At 70.4% G+C, this 17,322-nt stretch carries 19 protein-coding genes; 11 read left to right on the forward strand and 8 right to left on the reverse strand.

The window, feature by feature from the left end; translation table 11 throughout:
- Positions 1-418 precede the first annotated feature (418 nt).
- Positions 419-904, reverse strand: a complete 486-nt coding sequence (locus tag CHC09_RS25150) for a glutathione peroxidase (protein WP_089295656.1) — start codon at positions 902-904, stop codon at positions 419-421.
- A 568-nt stretch (positions 905-1,472) separates the two neighbouring features.
- Here CHC09_RS25150 and CHC09_RS25155 point away from each other — a divergent pair.
- Positions 1,473-2,126, forward strand: coding sequence for a hypothetical protein (locus CHC09_RS25155; RefSeq protein ID WP_089295657.1), 654 nt, complete (start codon positions 1,473-1,475; stop codon positions 2,124-2,126).
- Between the two features lie 803 nt (positions 2,127-2,929).
- Here the strand turns inward: CHC09_RS25155 and CHC09_RS25160 are convergent.
- A complete protein-coding gene (locus tag CHC09_RS25160) occupies positions 2,930-3,349 on the reverse strand; it encodes an organic hydroperoxide resistance protein (RefSeq protein ID WP_089295658.1) in 420 nt (139 codons plus the stop codon).
- 235 nt (positions 3,350-3,584) lie between these two features.
- The gene (locus CHC09_RS25165; RefSeq protein ID WP_089295659.1) at positions 3,585-4,001 is read right to left on the reverse strand and encodes a MarR family winged helix-turn-helix transcriptional regulator; all 417 of its coding nucleotides are present in this window, start codon (positions 3,999-4,001) and stop codon (positions 3,585-3,587) included.
- 79 nt (positions 4,002-4,080) lie between these two features.
- Here CHC09_RS25165 and CHC09_RS25170 point away from each other — a divergent pair, with 79 nt between their 5' ends.
- A complete protein-coding gene (locus tag CHC09_RS25170; RefSeq protein ID WP_089295660.1) occupies positions 4,081-4,590 on the forward strand; it encodes a GNAT family N-acetyltransferase in 510 nt (169 codons plus the stop codon).
- Here CHC09_RS25170 and CHC09_RS25175 read toward each other — a convergent pair.
- Positions 4,587-5,360: an endonuclease/exonuclease/phosphatase family protein gene (locus CHC09_RS25175; protein WP_089295661.1), complete on the reverse strand. Its 774-nt coding sequence runs from the start codon at positions 5,358-5,360 to the stop codon at positions 4,587-4,589. The two genes, CHC09_RS25170 and CHC09_RS25175, sit on opposite strands and share 4 nt — an antisense overlap.
- Positions 5,361-5,596: 236 nt before the next feature.
- Between CHC09_RS25175 and CHC09_RS46565 the strand changes: the two genes are divergently transcribed.
- The 5 genes from CHC09_RS46565 to CHC09_RS25195 all read left to right on the forward strand — a co-directional run bounded on the left by CHC09_RS46565 (position 5,597) and on the right by CHC09_RS25195 (position 8,812).
- The gene (locus tag CHC09_RS46565; RefSeq protein WP_179277271.1) at positions 5,597-5,755 is read left to right on the forward strand and encodes a hypothetical protein; all 159 of its coding nucleotides are present in this window, start codon (positions 5,597-5,599) and stop codon (positions 5,753-5,755) included.
- A 123-nt stretch (positions 5,756-5,878) separates the two neighbouring features.
- Positions 5,879-6,286 carry a DUF4190 domain-containing protein gene (locus CHC09_RS25180; RefSeq protein WP_089295662.1) on the forward strand — a complete coding sequence of 136 codons (408 nt, stop codon included), beginning with the start codon at positions 5,879-5,881 and terminating at the stop codon, positions 6,284-6,286.
- 165 nt (positions 6,287-6,451) lie between these two features.
- Positions 6,452-7,219 carry a sulfite exporter TauE/SafE family protein gene (locus tag CHC09_RS25185; RefSeq protein WP_089295663.1) on the forward strand — a complete coding sequence of 256 codons (768 nt, stop codon included), beginning with the start codon at positions 6,452-6,454 and terminating at the stop codon, positions 7,217-7,219.
- Positions 7,220-7,262: 43 nt separating this feature from the next.
- Complete coding sequence (locus CHC09_RS25190) at positions 7,263-7,736, forward strand: heme-degrading domain-containing protein (protein WP_089295664.1); 474 nt, start codon at positions 7,263-7,265, stop codon at positions 7,734-7,736.
- 110 nt (positions 7,737-7,846) lie between these two features.
- Positions 7,847-8,812 (forward strand): NAD-dependent epimerase/dehydratase family protein, encoded by a 966-nt coding sequence (locus tag CHC09_RS25195; RefSeq protein WP_089295665.1) that lies wholly within the window; start codon positions 7,847-7,849, stop codon positions 8,810-8,812.
- A 50-nt stretch (positions 8,813-8,862) separates the two neighbouring features.
- Here CHC09_RS25195 and CHC09_RS25200 read toward each other — a convergent pair whose 3' ends face one another.
- Entirely contained in the window at positions 8,863-9,729 is an 867-nt protein-coding gene (locus CHC09_RS25200) for an SDR family oxidoreductase (RefSeq protein WP_089295666.1), read from the reverse strand.
- Positions 9,730-9,827: 98 nt separating this feature from the next.
- Between CHC09_RS25200 and CHC09_RS25205 the strand changes: the two genes are divergently transcribed.
- Positions 9,828-10,478 carry a TetR/AcrR family transcriptional regulator gene (locus tag CHC09_RS25205; protein WP_203833207.1) on the forward strand — a complete coding sequence of 217 codons (651 nt, stop codon included), beginning with the start codon at positions 9,828-9,830 and terminating at the stop codon, positions 10,476-10,478.
- A 138-nt stretch (positions 10,479-10,616) separates the two neighbouring features.
- Here the strand turns inward: CHC09_RS25205 and CHC09_RS25210 are convergent, their stop codons facing one another.
- Together CHC09_RS25210 and CHC09_RS25215 are read right to left on the reverse strand one after the other, a co-directional pair.
- A complete protein-coding gene (locus tag CHC09_RS25210) occupies positions 10,617-11,243 on the reverse strand; it encodes a hypothetical protein (RefSeq protein WP_143232530.1) in 627 nt (208 codons plus the stop codon).
- Positions 11,244-11,259: 16 nt separating this feature from the next.
- Positions 11,260-12,930: an FAD-binding dehydrogenase gene (locus CHC09_RS25215; protein WP_089295669.1), complete on the reverse strand. Its 1,671-nt coding sequence runs from the start codon at positions 12,928-12,930 to the stop codon at positions 11,260-11,262.
- 147 nt (positions 12,931-13,077) lie between these two features.
- Between CHC09_RS25215 and CHC09_RS25220 the strand changes: the two genes are divergently transcribed.
- From CHC09_RS25220 to CHC09_RS25230, 3 genes are read left to right on the forward strand one after another with little or no spacing between them, the layout of a single operon-like run.
- The gene (locus CHC09_RS25220) at positions 13,078-14,454 is read left to right on the forward strand and encodes an IucA/IucC family protein (RefSeq protein WP_179277272.1); all 1,377 of its coding nucleotides are present in this window, start codon (positions 13,078-13,080) and stop codon (positions 14,452-14,454) included.
- A complete protein-coding gene (locus tag CHC09_RS25225; RefSeq protein WP_089295670.1) occupies positions 14,451-15,992 on the forward strand; it encodes an IucA/IucC family protein in 1,542 nt (513 codons plus the stop codon). Before CHC09_RS25220 ends, CHC09_RS25225 begins: the two co-directional genes overlap by 4 nt.
- Positions 15,985-17,121: a type III PLP-dependent enzyme domain-containing protein gene (locus tag CHC09_RS25230; protein ID WP_089295671.1), complete on the forward strand. Its 1,137-nt coding sequence runs from the start codon at positions 15,985-15,987 to the stop codon at positions 17,119-17,121. The genes CHC09_RS25225 and CHC09_RS25230 overlap by 8 nt, the downstream gene beginning before the upstream one ends.
- A gap of 12 nt (positions 17,122-17,133) precedes the next feature.
- Here the strand turns inward: CHC09_RS25230 and CHC09_RS46570 are convergent, their stop codons facing one another.
- A complete protein-coding gene (locus CHC09_RS46570; RefSeq protein ID WP_179277273.1) occupies positions 17,134-17,283 on the reverse strand; it encodes a hypothetical protein in 150 nt (49 codons plus the stop codon).
- Positions 17,284-17,322: the final 39 nt, after the last annotated feature.

The following is a 17,322-nucleotide window of genomic DNA, read 5'->3' on the forward strand; positions in this document are numbered from 1 at the left end:
TCAGGTGCAAGTCAGTACGTCAGGCCAGGCCGGGCGCAGTGGCAGCCGATCGTCTTCAAGCCGGCGGACAGAGTTCGATGGCACAAACTTTCACGGGGACGAAGTTCAGTGGCACACGGACAGGCTTCGTTGGCAACGGACACCAGCGCACAGGCACTGCGCTCGCTCGGCTGGTTTTGTACGCGAGTTGCGGCGCCAGATGCCGCCGAGTTCGGGCGCCCGATCCAGGTCAGCATCGTTCGCAACTGGCTGGCTGGTCGGGCCGGTGTCCGGCTCGCCGCAAGGTCGGCGTCCGCACCAGCCGGAACAGCCTTTTGCCTCCGGTCAGAGCGGTCCCAGACCCCGCGGTGGGCTCGGCGTCGACGAGAGATCGCCTCGACACTCTCACGTGGCGGTCAGGCGGTCTCTCGCGTGCCGGTCAGGCCGGGAGGGCGGCCTCGATCGCGGCGACCACCGACGCGTCCTCGGGCTCAGTCCGCGGGCCGAAGCGCACGACCGTGCCGTCCGGGCCGACAAGGAACTTCTCGAAGTTCCAGCGGATGTCGCCGGTGTAGCCCTCGGCGTCGGGCACGGCCACCAGCTCGGTGTAGAGCGGGTGGCGGTTGTCGCCGTTGACCTCGATCTTCTCGGTGAGCGGGAAGGTGACGCCGTAGGTGGTCGAGCAGAACTCGGCGATCTCGTCGGCGGTGCCCGGCTCCTGGCCGCCGAACTGGTTGCACGGGACGCCCAGGACGGTGAAGCCGCGGCCGGCGTACCGCTCCTGCAGCCGCTCGAGGCCGTTGTACTGCGGCGTGAGACCGCACTTGGACGCCACGTTCACTACCAGGGTGGCGACGCCAGGACGGGGACCGAGCTGGATTGAAGGGTCAGTCCCGGCGGGAGCCGTCACGTCGAAGATCGTCATGGTGATCAGACTAGTTCGCGTTCAGGCGAGGTCAATCGGGGCATGCCACCGTACTGAAGCCGGCCTGGTCGGCCATGGCCAGCAGTAAGAGTCCCTGTATACGGCCTGCCTGGAGTTGAACGGGTCAGCCCGATAGCCAGCTTGGCGCAGGCATGCCCGGCACGCTGCTCGTATCGTCCGGCGTGCTCGCCCCACACAGACGTCGGGACCACTCACTCAACGATCGCTCACGATGTACATCGATCACTCTTGACGGGACAGAACCCCGTTCTCGCGAACGAAACACTCGACCAATGGCACAACACGACTGACGTCAGTGCGGCAATGCGCACGCTTGGTTCACGTCGGTCATGGCACGACCACCACACAGGCAATGCGCAGGATGGGCTCACGTGGGTCATGGCACGACGGGCATCAGTGGGCGGGAATGCGTTCGCTCGGCTGACGACGGTCACGGCACGACCGGCACACAGGGGATGCCGGACGTTGGCTGACGCCGGTCGTGGCCGGCTGTCCGGAGGCGCCCCGGGCAGTCGTGTCTTGCGGGCGACTATTGCTCAATGACAAGATGTCGTGCATGCAGTTGCTGAATGACATCTCTCGACAGGATGACTGCGTCGGCAGCGGCGCGCTGGCCGAGCGGGGCTGGACGGTTGCGGCGATCCGCCGATTCCTCGGCGAGCCCGACCGCACCGCGCCGAACCCGGTCTTCCGCTCAGCGGGTCCGATGCGGCTGTTCAGCCTGGCTCGGGTCGTCGCGGCCGAACAGACGGAGCAGTGGCAGCGCTGGCGGGAGAGGGCAGTGCAGCGTTCCGCCCGCAGCAGGGCGATCGCCGACGCTCGGCGCGCGTCACTGCTCGCCGAGATCGCCGCCCTCGACATCCGCGTGCCCAGGATCCCGATGGAAGCCCTGGCCGAGCTGTCGGTCATCCACCGCAACCGCCGCGTTCAGGAGCAAGCCGGCTACTGTGCGGAGCCTGCCGCCGTCGAGGATGTCGATACGGCCACCCTGCAGCGTTGGATGGTCAACTACCTGCGGCACTGCACGACGGTCTACGACGCGGCGCTCGACGGCCTCTATGCGCGTATCGGCCGCGCTGAGGCGACGATCGCGCTCCGCGACACCATCTACGCCGTCATCGCGGAGACCTATCCAGGGCTCGCTGACGAGGCGCGCCGCCAGGTCGCCCTCCAGCGAACACTCCAATCCCGGACCCGCTGACGAGGAACGCCGCCAGGTCGCCCTCCGGCGAAGGCTCCAAGGCCCACAACCATGCCGCACGAATCCAGCACCGTAACGAACCCTCGGCAGCGGACCTCGGAGCCAGGCGGATTTGAAGGTCGACTGGATCACCGACCCGGCGAGCCCATCCGTTCGCCAGCTCGTTCACTTCGACGGATCTCGGCTACCTACGCCCAAATAGCAGCTGTGCTGTCCCGAGACATACGTCATGGGGAAGTCCCGATAGATGTGTCACGGGTTGTTGATCATGGGTGTGAGGGTGACGTAGTTCTTGTCGGGGTCGACGTGCAGGTAGCCGATGGGTTGGCCGTCCGAGGTGTAGATCGTGACGTGGCTGCCGTCCCGAATGGCGGTGACGGTGGTGCCGGCGTGGGTGGTGCCGACGCCGGTGCGGTGCCCAAGATCGCGTCGACAATTCCGAGGAGACCAGCCGAACGCGCAAGGCTGGCCGCTCAGATGGTCTCGGCGCCGCCGTCACCACCAGGGCAGCCAACCGAACCAGCAACGCTGGCTGCCCTGGTGGTATCGCACCGCCATCACCACCACGGAAGCCAGCTGAACGGCCGCCCTGGGGCCGCCGTCACCACCAAGAAGGCCAACCGAACCAGCAACGCTGGCCGCCTTGGCGGTATCGCGCCGCCATCACCACCACGGAAACCAGCTGAACGCGCGAGGCTGGCGGTCTTGGGTATCGACACTGCCGTCGATGCCAAGGCGGCCGGCCGCCTCCGGCGAAGGTGGTCTTCGCCGGAGGCGGGAGGCGGTGAGAGACGGTGCGGGTGTCAGGCGAGGGTGAGGTTGACCTCGACGTTGCCGCGGGTGGCGTTCGAGTAGGGGCAGAGCTGGTGCGCCGCTTCCAGGAGCGCCTTGGCCTGCTCCTCGGGAAGGCCGGGCAGTTCGGCCTCGATGGAGACGTTCAGGCCGAACCCGCCGCTGGGCAGCTGGACGAGGCCGACGTCGATGGTGATCGCGGTGTCGGTGAGGGTGACCTTCTGCGCGGAGGCGACCCGCTTGAGGGCGCTGTGGAAACAGGCCGCGTAGCCGGCCGCGAACAGCTGCTCCGGGTTGGTCAGCGCACCGCCGGCGCCGCCCAGCTCCTTCGGGATGGCCAGGTCGAAGTCGAGGACGCCGTCGCTGGAGCGGACATGGCCATTGCGGCCGTCGCCGGTCGCGGTCGCGGAGGCGGTGTAGAGAGCGGTCATGTGGGGGTGCCCCTTTCGAGGGATGAGCCGTCGGTCGCGGGCGCGACCAACGGGGTGACACGGAGGGATCCGCCGGCAGCTACCGGGTAGCACCGACACGTAGTACAGAGGCATGCGCCGACGGCCACGGGTGCGAGCGGCACGGGGGACTTGCTGTCGGCCACGGGTACGCCCGACGGGTGGTCCGGAGGTGTTTGTCGTGCGGGCCTGGGCGTCACCGAACGGGTGATACCGCTCAGGTGCGGGCGCGCAGCAGCAGCTGGTGCAGCTGGGCGAGCTCGTCGACGGTCAGGTTGACCGAGCAGAGCAGCGCCTGGTTGAGGTCGCCGATCTCGTCGCGCAGCCGCTCGCCGGTGCCGGTGAGGCTGACCAGGACGGTGCGCTCGTCGTCGGCGCCGCGGGCGCGGGTCAGGTGCCCCTGCGCCTCGAGGCGTTTCAGCAGCGGGGACAGGGTGCCACTGTCGAGCCGCAGGGTGCGTCCGAGATCACGGACAGTAGTCGGTCCGTCGTGCCAGAGCACCCGGAGAACCAGGTACTGCGGATAGGTCAGGCCGTGCGGATCGAGCAGTGGACGATACATCGCGGTCATCGCTCGACTAGCCGCATAGAGCTGAAAACAGATCATTTCGTCCAGTGCCACGCTCTCCCGCATGGCCAGAACAGTAGTGCACAACTTAGTTGTGCACTACTAGCCAGTGGCAGAGATCACTACGATGTGTGATCATCTCCGGATGCTCGGCATCCGATTCGTGAAGCTTTGCCCCACCGCCCTTTCTGCCCTCATCGATGGCGATCTGGACGCTGCGAGCCAGGCCGTCGAAACTCCCCTGAGCCGGTACCTGGTCGACGAGAACTGGCTGTGGCGGATCCGCCTTGCGGACATCGAGCAGAACCCGGAGGCCGCCGACTGGATCGCCCGGGCGGCGATCGCCGACCCGGAAGGGATAGTGGTCGGCCACGCCGGGTTCCACGGGCCGCCGGACGCCGACGGGATCGTCGAGGTCGCCTACTCCGTCGACCCCGAGCACCGCCGCAAGGGGTACGCCAAGGCGATGCTCCGGGCCCTGCTGGAACGCGCCGACGCGGATCCGCGGGTCACGGCGGTGCGCGCCAGCATCCGGCCGGACAACCTGGGCTCCCGGGCCACGATCAAGGGCTTCGGCTTCCGCAAGATCGGCGAGCAGTGGGACCCGGAGGACGGTCTGGAGGACGTCTACCTGCGTACGACCAAGAGGTCTTAACGGTCCACCCGGACCACCAGCGGCCGGTGGTCGGAGACGGGCGGGTGCGGCGTGCGGACCTGGACCACCCGCCCCAGCGCCACCTGGCCGCGCGGATCGACCAGGACATGATCGAGCTGGGTGCGCGGCGACGGGCTCGGGAACGTCGCCACCCGGGCCAGCGGTCGCCAGCCGGTGAACGCCCGCACCGGCCCGGCCGGCATGTTCAGGTCGCCGAGCAGGATCCGCGGCGCCGGCAGGGCCCGCATGGCCCGGACCGCGTGCCGCAACTGCCGCACGTTCCAGCCGGGCACGAACGACAGATGAGTGGTGCCGACGCTCATGAGGCCGCGCGGAGTCTCCAGCACCGCCGCCAGCAGCACCCGCGGCTCATCCTTGAGCAGCAGCAGACCGTCCTCGGCGGTGAGCACCGGCGAGCGGATCGGCGCGCCCGGCAGCTGGGTGATCTGCCAGCGCTGCACCGGAAAACGGCTGACCAGGGCGATCCCGTACTGCGGATGGGCGATGTCGGCGTCGGCGTGCCAGGCCTGCCAGGTCTTCCCGGGCGTACCGACCACCGCGGCGGCGAACCGGTGCGCGGGAGCCCCGAGGGCCTCGGCGGCCAGCGCGGTCAGGTCGAGGCCGCCCGAGCGCGGCTGGGCCCGGTCGACCTCTTGCAGGCCCAGCACGTCGGCATCGAGATCGGCGATCGCGTCGCGGACTCGACCGGCGTGTACCGCGCCGTCGGAGAGAGACCTGCCGTGCAGCAGGTTGAACGTGGCCAGGCGCACACGCCGACCCTAGCCAACGGAGGAAAGCGAGTCTTCGCCCCTCCTGAGCGGACGCCGGGGACCGACCTGGCACCGTGGCAGATACCGCATGGCCGTACCGCGGCCTACGCTCGCAGCAGGGAGCCTCGGCTACCCCGGGCTGACGGATCTGCCGGTGCCCACGCCGGCGTCGACATCGGCGACCTTGCTCGTCCGCGGCTGACCCACCATCAGTACATACGGCGCTGATCGGCCCGTTGACGGTGGCGCAGGTGCCGCGGGAGGCGTTCGCGATGAACGCGATCATCGTGACGCGCCGGCCGGCGGCGTACGGCGGCCAGGACGTCACCGTCACCACCTTCTCGATCGAGGTTCCCTCCTCTAGGGCATTGCTCATCCGATCGTCCGCTCGTTGATGGCGGAACAGCCCATCGCCGCCTGCTCCCGGCACGGGTTGGGACTGGTGCGACCGGGTGTCACGGACTGGGGCCCGACCGCCGACCAGTCCCGCCGTCCCGGTCCGTGGAGAGCCCGTCACGATGACGTACGACCCGCGCTATGACCCCTCGACACCCTCGCAGGGATACCAGTTCCCGCCGGCTCCGCAGGCGCCGGTCAGCCCGATGCCGCAGTACGGCGGGTTCGTTCCCGTTCTCCCGCCGCCACCCACCTCGAACTCCGCGGTAGTGGCGCTGGTCGTTTCCCTGGTCGGCCTGTTCGCTGGCTGGTGCCTGCTCGGCATTCCGAACATCGTGGCGGTGATCGCGGGCCATGTGGCGTTGAAGGAGACCCGGGACAATCGCGCCTCGGGTCGCGGCATGGCGGTGGCCGGGCTGGCGATCGGTTACGTATCCCTCGCTCCCGCCATCATCCTGTTCTTCTGGCTGGTCCTCGGCGGGATGGCCAGCGTCGGTGGAGTCGACCCGACCCCCACGCCGACTCGCTGAGCGGGACAGCGAAGCGGCTCGGGCTCCCCAAATGCACTGTGACCTGCACAGATAGGGCGTCCGTTACAGTGTCCGGATGTTCACGAAGGCTCTGTGTTGCTCGATGCTGATCTTTATCGTCGGTGCGATGCTCGGAATCTGGCTCCAGCGGGCACGCGGTCGCCGGTGATCGTCACGCTCCTCGTGGCGGCCGCGGCGGCCGGCTGGGTCGACGCGGTCGTCGGTGGTGGTGGCCTGTTGCTGCTGCCCGCCCTGCTCGTCGCCGCCCCGCAACTGTCCCTGCCCACCGTCCTGGGCACCAACAAGCTCGCCGCGATCTGCGGTACCAGCACCGCCGCGGTCACCTACGCGCGCAAGACCAAAATCGACTGGGGGGTGGCCGCGCCGTCCGCCGCCCTGGCCCTGCTCTGCGCCGGCTGCGGGGCGCTGCTGGCCGGCTCCATCCCGCCCGAGGCGTACCGGCCGGTCGTGCTCGTCGTCCTGGTCGCGGTCGCGGTCTTCGTGACCGTGCGGCCGGCCATGGGCCGGGCCGAACACATGGAGAAGCGGACCGCGCTGCGCCGCGGCGCGGTCGTGGCGGTCGCCGGCGGCCTGATCGCGGCGTACGACGGGCTGATCGGCCCGGGCACCGGCACGTTCCTGGTCCTCGCGTTCACCGCGATCGTCGGGGCGGACTTCGTGCACGGCTCGGCGATGGCGAAGCTCGTCAACACCGGCACCAACCTGGGCGCCCTGATCGTCTTCGCGGCGACCGGGCACGTGGAGTGGCTGCTCGGTGCGGGCATGGCGGTCTGCAACATCGCCGGTGCGGTCATCGGCGCCCGGATGGCCCTGCGCAAAGGCTCCGGCTTCGTCCGCGTCGTGCTGCTGGTCGTGGTCCTCGCCCTGATCGTCAAGCTCGGCGCCGCCCAGCTGGGAATCTCCTGGCCCTAGCCCTGATCGTCGACCTCGGCGGCGATCAGATAAGAATGAGGTAATGAGCGACGAGTCGCAGAATCTGATCGCCGAGATCGAGGAACAGGAACGCCGCCTGGTCTTCACCCACTTCGACGAGGCCGACGCGTGGGCGCTGGGCTGCCTGCTGGTCAACCTGGCCACCGAGCGCCGCCTGCCGGTCGCGGTCGACCTCCGCCGCGGCCAGCAGCAGCTGTTCCACGCCGGCCTGCCCGGCTCCACCGCCGACAACGACAGTTGGATCGAGCGCAAGGTCCGGGTCGTCTACCGCTTCGCCGCCTCCTCCTACCTGGTCGGCCGCCGGCTCGCGGCGAAGGGCCAGAGCCTGGACGAGTCGATGGGCACCGACCCGGCGCTGTTCGCCGCGCACGGGGGCGCCTTCCCGGTCCGGGTTCCCGGCGTCGGCGTGGTCGGTGTCGTGACCGTCTCCGGCCTTCCCCAGGCCGAGGACCACGCCCTGGTCGTCGAAGCCCTCGAAACGTTCCTGGAGGACTGAGCCTTTCAACGTGGCCGGCGCCGCTGAGGGCCGATGCCGAGGTTGAATCATGCTCTGCCCTGAGCAGATCCGTTTGGGGCCGGGCCGCCCGCTCGGGCAGGCTCGGCCGCATGCGGATTCTGATCCTCGGGGGCAGCGGTTTCGTCGGCCGGGTCCTCGCCTCCACGGCCGTCTCGGCGGGCCACCATGTCACGGTGTTCAATCGCGGTCACCGCGAGCCGGTCCCCGGCGTCGAGACGCTGACCGGTGACCGGCTAACCGGCGACGGCCTGGCCGCCCTCGGCACCGGCACGTGGGACGCCGTCGTCGACACCTGGTCGGCGGGCGCGTCCCCGGTGGGTACGGCGGCCGCGCTGCTCGCCGGCCGCGCCGGCCATCTGACGTACGTCTCCAGCCGTTCCGTCTACCGCTGGCTCGCCGCCCAGCCCCTCAGCGAGGACAGTCCCCTCGCCGACCTCGACGATCCGGGCTACGCCGGTGACAAGCTGCGTGGCGAGCGGGCGACCGAGGCGTTCGGCGGGCCGGTGCTGCTCGCCCGGGCCGGCCTGATCCTCGGCCCGCACGAGGACATCGGCCGGCTGCCGTGGTGGCTCGACCGGCTGCACCGCGGCGGCCCAACCCTCGCGCCCGGCCCGCGTGAGCTGCCACTTCAATACATCGACGTACGGGATCTGGCGCTGTTCATCCTCGACAACGTCGGTACGTCCGGCGCTGTCAACGTGGTCGGCGAGTCCGGGCACGCCACGATGGGATCGCTGCTGGACGCGGCGAACACGGTCACCGGCGGCCGCGCGGAGCTGCGCTGGACCGATCCGGAGCCGATCCTGGCCGCCGGGGTGGAGCCGTGGACCGATCTGCCGATCTGGCTTCCACCGGGTGAGAGCCACGACTTCATGCACCGGGCGGATGTCAGCAAGGCCCTGGCCGCGGGGCTGCGGTGCCGTCCGGTCACCGAGACGGTCGCCGACACCTGGTCGTGGCTGTCCGGCCTGCCGGGGGCCGCTCCGCAGCGCGCCGATCGCCCGGCCGTCGGCCTGGACCCGGAGCTCGAGGCGAAGATCCTCGGAATCGGCTGAACACCACTTCTGCGCTTACCGTCCAGCCCTCACCACCGTGGACGTGTTCGCTACTGGCCGGCTGTTGCCAGCTGCGTTTTGATCGCTGCCGGCAGCGGCGTGGTGGGCCGGTCGATGAGCCGACTCAGGTCGCCGGTGACGGTGGCCAGTTCGCCGCGGGCGATGGCGTCCTCGGTGTCGACGAAGACCGGCAGCATGGCGTCGGGCAGACCCGCGGCGGACAGCATCCGCTGATAGTCGACCGCGGAGACCTGCTGGTAGGTGATGTTCTCGCCGGCGTGCCGGGACAGTTCGGCGGCGTACTCGTGCAGGCTCCACGATCGGTCGCCGCTCAGCTCGTACGTCATGTTCTCGTGCCCCGTGCCCGCCAGGACAGCCGCCGCGGCTGCCGCGTAGTCGTCGCGCGTGGCAGTAGCGAGTCGGCTGTGCCCGTCGGCGGTCCCGATCACCGTGCCGCGCGCCAGCACGTGGGGCAGTTGGGTCGTGTAGTTCTCGGTGTACCAGCCGTTGCGCAGGAACGTGAACGGCAGTCCGGACTGCTCGATGGCGTGCTCGGTGGCCTGGTGGTCGTCGGCGATGACGAAGCGGGTGGCCGGGCCGCCGAGGATGCTCGTATAGGCCAGCAGTGCGACGTCGGCCGTCTTCGCCGCCTGGATCACGGCGTCGTGCTGGGCCAGCCGCCGTCCCAGTTGGTTACCCGAGACGAGCAGGACCCGGTCGCCGGGCTGGAAGGCGTCGATGAGTGACTCGGGGATGTCGTGGTCGGCGGTGCGGACGGTGATCCCGTGTTCGGCGGGATGGGTGGCGCGGGCCCGGTCACGGACCACGACGGCGAGCTGGTCGGCGGGAACCAGCTCGAGAAGGTGGCGCACGACGAGGCGGCCGAGCTGGCCGGTGGCTCCGGTGACAACGATCATGTCGGAGGTCTCCTTGCGAGAAGGCGAGACGTGAGCCGCTAAGCTACAACGGTCGGTGCAACTTTGTAAAACGATGACTGTAAAATATGGGGGGTGTCATGGTGAATCCTGGTGAGCAGGTCGCCCGGCCGCGGCGAGGATGGGCCGACAAGCGGGAGGCGATCACCCGCGGGGCGCGCGTGGTGTTCGCGCGCGACGGCTACACCCGGGCCAGCATCGATGCGGTAGCGGTGCAGGCCGGCGTGTCCACCCGCACGATCTACAACCACTTCGGCGACAAGGAGAAGCTGTTCACTTCTGTGGTCGTGGACAGCTCAGTCCAGGTCAGAGACGTCCTCATCGCGCGCACGAGGCAGCATCTTGACGCTTGCACCGATCTGGAGTCCGGCCTGGTCGCCGTCGCCCGAGCGTGGGTGGCCACCATGGCGCAGTTCACCGAACACTTCGCCTTGATCCGGCAGATCGCTACCGAGGCGAACCACTTTCCCCCGCACGTACGGCAAGCCTGGCAGGACGCCGGACCTCAGGCAGCGCGGGCCGAACTCGCCCGCCACCTCGACATGCTCATTCGGCAAGGCCTCCTCACATCCGACAACCCCGAACGGGCGGCCGTCCACTTCCACCTGCTCGCCTTCGCCGAGATCACCGAACGGTACGAGCAGGGAACCCTCACCCTCGACGACCCCGAGACCGACGAGATCATCACTGCCGGCGTCCGGACGTTCCTGCACGGCCACCTCCCGCGCTGAAGCTGCGTAGCCGCAAACACGAGGTTCGGTTGAGGGGCGTTGAGCTGCCAGATAGCGGGCGGCGTAGACCGTCCGACGTAACGCCCCACACTTCTTGATCGCGCTGGTCAACGCGTTCTGCTGGTACGGGGAGGGCTTTCAGGGACAGCCGAGCAGGCCGGCGGCGATCAGCAGGCGTCGCCAGCTGTCCACGTACTCGCCGGTTCTTGGGTGCCGTCTGTCCGCCGTGCCGGTGCCGAGGACCACGTCCACCAGCCGGGGATACTTCTCGCCGAGAACGTACTCGTCGAAGAAGGTCGCCAGGTCCGGAGCGAAGATCACGATCTCGGTGTGGCTGGGATCGGGGTCGTCGTACGCGCCGATGTAGTCCTCGGGGTCGATGTAGATGACGTGACCGTCGGCGACGCGCATCATGACCGACGCGCCGCCGTACCCGACCCGGTCCTCGATCTCCTCGGTATCGCCGGGCAGGTGCTCGGGCATGCTGACGATCTCGGCGCCGACCTGCAGGTTCTCGCCCAGGGGGAAGTCGTCGGTCAGGCGCGACCGCCAAGCCTCCGGCGTCCGGAGGTCCCACGGGGGCTTGAACAGGAAGTTCACCCCCTCCAGCCGGGCGAACAGGCTGAACACCTCGGTGGTGCCGGGCGGCAGCCCGTCGACCGGGGCGAGCGGAGCGCCGGGGACGACGACGTTGCCGAACCCGCGTTCGGCCTCGAGGACGCGCAGCGTCTCGAGCTTGTCGCGCAGGCTCGCGATCGTCGTCACCCGGCCGGCCCGGCGATCAGAGGGACCGGGCGGCGTGGCGGCCGGCGGCCCGGCCACTGAAGATGCAGCCGCCGAGGAACGTGCCCTCCAGAGCGTTGTAACCGTGCACGCCACCGCCGCCGAAGCCGGCGACCTCGCCGGCCGCGTAGAGGCCCGGCACCACCTGGCCGTCGGCGCCGATCACCCGCGAGTCCAGGTCGGTCTGGATGCCGCCGAGGGTCTTGCGGGTGAGGATGTGCAGCTTCACGCCGATCAGCGGGCCGGCGGCGGGGTCGAGGACGCGGTGCGGGACCGACGTACGCCCGATCTTGTCGCCGATGTACCGCCGCGAGTTGTAGATCCCCTGCACCTGCGCGTCCTTGGTGACCTTGTTGGCCAGTTGCCGGTCACGCGCCTCGATCTGGCCCCGCACGTGCGCCGCGTCCAGCAGCGGCTCGGCGGTCAGCTCGTTCATCCCCGCGATCAGTTCCTCGAGGGTGGAGGCGACCACGAAGTCCGCGCCGTGCCGCTTGAACGCCTCGACCGGCCCGGGCGCGCCCTTGCCGAACAGCCGCTCGCGGATGAAGGCCTTGCGGTCCTTCGCGGTCAGGTCGGGGTTCTGTTCGGAGCCGGAGAGCGCGAACTCCTTCTCGATCATCTTCTGCGTGAGGATGAACCAGGAGTGGTCGTAGCCGGCGATGTCCGGGGTGGTGCGCAGGTAGCGCAGCGTTCCCAGCGTGTCGTAGCTGGGGTAGTACGGCTGGGGCAGCCGCCGCCCGAGGGCGTCGAACCACATCGGCGACGGCGCGGACAGGATCCGGATGCCGTGACCCGGCCAGATCGGATCCCAGTTCTGGACGCCCTCGGTGTAGTGCCACATCCGGTCACGGTTGACCAGGCGCGCCCCGGCGTCCTCGGCGATCGCGAGCATCCGCCCGTCCACGTACGCCGGCACGCCGGTGATCATGCTGGTCGGGGCGGTGCCGAGCCGTTCCGGCCAGTACTGGCGGACCAGGTCGTGGTTCGCCCCGATACCTCCGGTGGTGACGATCACCGCCTGGGCGCGTACCTCGAAATCCGAGATCTCCTCCCGGTTCGAGGGGAACCCGCGGGCGGCGTCGTCATCGGCCAGGATCTTTCCGCGTACGCCGACGACCGCCCCACCCTCGACGATCAGTTCGTCCACCCGGTGCCGGTGCCGGAACTCGAGCAGGTTCGACTCGGCGGCACGGTGCGCGGACGCGGCGAACGGCTCCACCACCCCGGTCCCTGTCCCCCAGGTGATGTGGAAGCGCGGCACCGAGTTGCCGTGCCCGCCCGCCCGCAGGTCACCGCGCTCGGCCCAGCCGGCGAACGGCAGCCAGCTCAGCCCGAGCCCGGCCAGCCAGGAACGCTTCTCCCCCGCCGCGAACTCGACGTACGCGCGCGCCCACTTGACCGCCCAGGAGTCCTCGTCGTCGAGGCGGTCGAAGCCGGCCGAGCCGCGCCAGTCGCTCCAGGCCAGCTCGAGGCTGTCGGTGATGCGGGCGCGCCGCTGCTCGGGGCTGTCGACGAAGAACAGCCCGCCGAACGACCACCACGCCTGCCCGCCCAGGTTCGCCGCGTTCTCCTGGTCGAGCAGCGCCACCCGCTTGCCGGCGGCGCTCAGTTCGTGCGCCGCGACCAGACCGGCCAGCCCGGCACCGACGACGATGACGTCCGCGTCCACGACAACCCCCTCAAGGTGACCCACGCCACTGCGATAAGGAAATGTATCCGATCGATGATCATTACCGGCTGGTGCGGTCAATGTGTCCTCCCTCGCGCGGCCAAACCCCGGACGGACATCTGATACAGACCCGGCAACAATGGGGGTGTGCCGCAGCCGACACCCACCGCCGACCCGGCCCAGACTCGCGTGCAGCTCCAGGAGATTCGTCCTGACCTGGTCGAACGCTTCGACGCCGCCCTGCCGGGAGCACGGGCGGCGGTGCTGGACAGGTTGCGGCTCGCGATCGGGCGCGAGCCGCTGCCCGGCGCCGCCTTCACCGACATGGATCCCGTGGAGCTGGCCGCGAAGCTGTGGCCGGGGACGGCGTTCGTCGGCGAGATCGCCAACAGCGTCGCCAACCTGGCCCTGGCCCGCGCCGACCAGCCGGCCGGCCGGCCGCACATCGCGCCCGGCGACCCGGACGGCCTCGGCAAGATCGAACAACTGCTGGTGGACGGGCATCCACTGCACCCGTGCTGCCGGACCCGCGCCGGGATGACCGTCGCCGATGTCCTCGCCTACGCGCCCGAGCACCGGCCGGTGATCCGCCTGCGCCGCCTGCGGGTACCGGCCGAACGCTGGCACGGCACCGGCCAGCCGGTCCTCTACGCCCACCCGTGGCAGGCGGCCCGGCTGCTGCGGCGCTACCCGTGGCTGACCGACGTGGGGCCGACCAGACCGGTCCGGCCACTGATGTCGCTGCGCACGGTCGCGCCGGTCAACGGCGGCCCGCACATCAAGACCGCGGTCGACGTGCAGATGACCTCGGCCGTGCGGACCGTCTCCCCGGCGGCCGTGCACAACGGACCGATCCTGTCGGAGTTCCTCGCCGGGATCACCGCGGACCTGCCGATCGACGTGCTCGCCGAGACCGAGGCCGGCGCGGTGATCACCGAGGACGGGCCGGACCGGCACCTGGCCCACCTGATCCGGCGGGCACCCCGCCTCGGCGCGGGCGAGCAGGCCGTACCCCTCGGAGTCTTCGCCACCCGGTTCCTCGACACCGTCGACGACCCGTACCGATGGCTGCGAGAGCTCACCGAAATCCTGTTCACGCCCCTGACCACCGTGCTCGAGCGCGGCGTCGCACTGGAGGCGCACGGGCAGAACACCCTGGTCGTGCTCCGCGACCGGCGCCCGGTCCGGATCCTCTACCGCGACCTCGGCGGCGTGCGGGTGCACCGCCGGCTCGGCCTCGACCTGCACGGCGACCTACTCACCGACGACCCGGCCGTGCTGCGGACCAAGCTCGCCGCGGCCGCGCTCGGCACCGTCGCCACCCAGCTCGTGGACGCCTTCGCCGGCCATCACGGCGCCGAACCCGACCGGTTGTGGGCGATCGTCGCGGCCGGGCTGCGCGACACCCCGGAGCTGCTCACCGAACCGTTGCCGATCAAGGCGACCACCGCGATGCGCCTGGCCGCCGACCCGCTCGAAGACATCTGGACCCACCAGCCGAACCCGATGGCGGTGCACGCATGACCTCGCACCTCACCGCCGGACGACTCGCCGTGGCGGTCGCGCACACCGAGGCCGCCCTCGCCGTGCACGCGCCGCACCTGATCGCGGGCTTCCTCGACAACCTGCCGCACGCCGCGGAGACGGTCGGGCGACGGCTGCGCGGCGCCCTCGCCCGCGAGGGCCTGGTCACCGACGACGACCCGGACGCGACCCGGTACGCGTTCAACCGGGTCGAGTTCGCGCGCTCCGGGGTGGCCGAGCCGGTGGACCTGCTCGGCGGGATCGACGCGCCGGCGTTCGCGGCGGAGCTGCGCAACGCGGTGGTCAACCTCGCGATCGCGCTGGCCCGGCCCGGGCCGGTACGCGGCGGGGACCCGGACGAGGCGGCGATCGCCGGGGAACGGCTGGCCATCTCCGGTCACAACCTGCACCCCTGCGGACGGACCCGGCTGGGCTGGGACACCTGCGACGTCCTGGCCCACGATCTGGAATCCGGAAGCACGCGGATCCGCTTCATCGCGGTACGCGACGACGTCCACCTCGGCGACGACCTGAGCACGCTGCATCCGGGCGACGTCCCCGCCGGCTATCGCGCCCAGCCCGTGCACGCCTGGCAGCACGAGCTGGTCGTGAAGCGCTACGCACACCTGTTCGCCGACGGGACCCTGCGTGAACTGGACGGCCATCTCGACGCCGTACCCACCGCCGCCCTGCGCACCCTGCTGCTGCCACCCGCCGCCGACGGCAGCCGCCGCTACCTCAAAGTCTCCCTGGACATCCAGGTCACCTCCACCCGGCGCAGCATCTCGGTCGCCAGCACCCGTAACGGCCCGGCCGTCTCCACGCTGCTGCACCGCCTCGTCGCCGGCGAACCCAGCCTGCTGCTGATGGCCGAGACCGCCGGTGCCGCCGTACCGGTCGGCTCCGGCCGCGACCTCTCCGCCATCCTCCGCGAAGGTCTCACCGGCCGGCTCGCCCCCGGCGAGGAGGCCATCCCCGGCAGCGCCCTCCCCCACCGCCTGGCCGAACTCGTCCACCGGCACGGCGGCGGCCCGGCCGCCTGGCTGCACGACTACGCCCGGCTGCTGCTGCCGCCACTGCTGCGCCTGGCCGTCCACGGCGTCGCCCTCGAAGCGCACCTGCAGAACTGCCTGCCCACCTTCGTCGACGGCCGCCCGCACCGGCTCGCCCTGCGCGACTTCGCCGGACTGCGCCTGCACCTGCCCCGCCTCGCCGCCGCCGGACACCACGTCGACCTCTGGCCCGGATCGGTCGTCGGCACCGACGACCCGGCGGTGATGCGCGCCAAGCTCGGCTACACCGCCTTCCAGGCGCACCTCGGCGAGATCGTGATCCATTCCGGACTTCCGGAAGCCGAGGCCTGGCGGATCGTCCGCGACGTCGTCGACGAGACCTACGCCGCGCTACGGTCGGCGGAGGCCCGGGCGGACCACGCCGCGTTCACCGCGCCGACCGTTCCGCACAAGGCCCTGGTCCGGATGCGACTCGCCGACCAGGGCGACATCTACATCCCGGTGGAGAATCCGCTGCATGGCTGAGCTTCCCGCACACGTCGCCGCGGCGCTGTGGCGCCTGCCGGCGCCGGCCTGCGCCTACCTCTACGACACCACCGCGCTGCTCACCCAGGTGGCCCGGCTGCGGGCCTGCCTGCCATCGAGGACCACGCTGCTGTACGCCGTGAAAGCCAACGGCCACCCCGCCGTCGTGCACACGCTCGCCGCCACGTGCGACGGCCTCGAAGTCGCCTCCGGCGGGGAGCTCGAACTCGCCGTCCGGGCCGGCGCCCGCCGGATCGTCTTCGGCGGGCCGGGCAAGACCGACGGCGAACTGATCGCCGCGGCCAAGGCCGGCGCCGTGCTCAACGTGGAGAGCCTGTTCGAGGCGCGGCGACTCGCCGGGCTCGGTTTCCGCGGCGGCATCTGCCTGCGGATCAACCGCAACGACGTCGCGGTCACCGGCAGCCACGCGATGACCGGCACACCGACCCCGTTCGGCATCGACGAGAACCAGCTCGCGTCGGTGCTCGCCGAACTGCCCGAGGGCCTCGACGTGATCGGCTTCCACCTGCACGCGGTCTCCAACAACCTCGACGGCGCGGCACACGCCGAGTTCCTCACCGAGGCGATCTGCTGGTCGATCAGGACCGCCTCCCGGTACGGCGTGAACCTGCGCGTCGTCAACGCCGGCGGCGGCCTCGGGGTCGACTACACATCGCACGCGTCGATCGACGTCGCCCCGCTGTCCCAGGTGGTGGTCCCGGACGGCATCGAGCTGGTCCTCGAACCGGGCCGATACCTGGCCGCCGACGCCGGCTACTACGCCGCCGAGGTCCTCGATCTGAAGACCACCCATGGGCGTACGTTCGCGGTGCTCCGTGGCGGCACCCACCACTTCCGGCTGCCCGCCGCCTGGGGCTACAGCCACCCGTTCACGATCCTGCCGGTCGACGCCTGGGACCGCCCATACCCCCGCCCGTCGGTGACCGACACCCCCGTCGACGCCGTCGGCGAACTGTGCACTCCCCGCGACGTCCTCACCCGCGGCCAGCACGTCGCTCACCTGCGCGTGGGCGACCTGCTCGTCTTCGGCCGCACCGGGGCGTACGGCTGGGACATCTCCCACCACGACTTCCTGCGCCACCCCGCGCCCCACTTCATCCTGCTCTGACCGGCCGGCGCGTCAGGCGTCGTCGATGGCCAGGGCCGCGAAGGCGAGGACCGTCGCGGCGACGCTGACCAGCAACACGCCGATGATCACGGCGCGGGCCACGTCGGCACCGTCGCCGGCGATCGCCGCCGGGCCGAACACCGTGGCTACGAGCCTGGCCACGGAGCCCCATAGGTCGTACCTGGAAATGGATCTTGACTT

It is taken from the genome of Actinoplanes regularis, from assembly GCF_900188005.1.
GTDB lineage: Bacteria > Actinomycetota > Actinomycetes > Mycobacteriales > Micromonosporaceae > Actinoplanes > Actinoplanes regularis.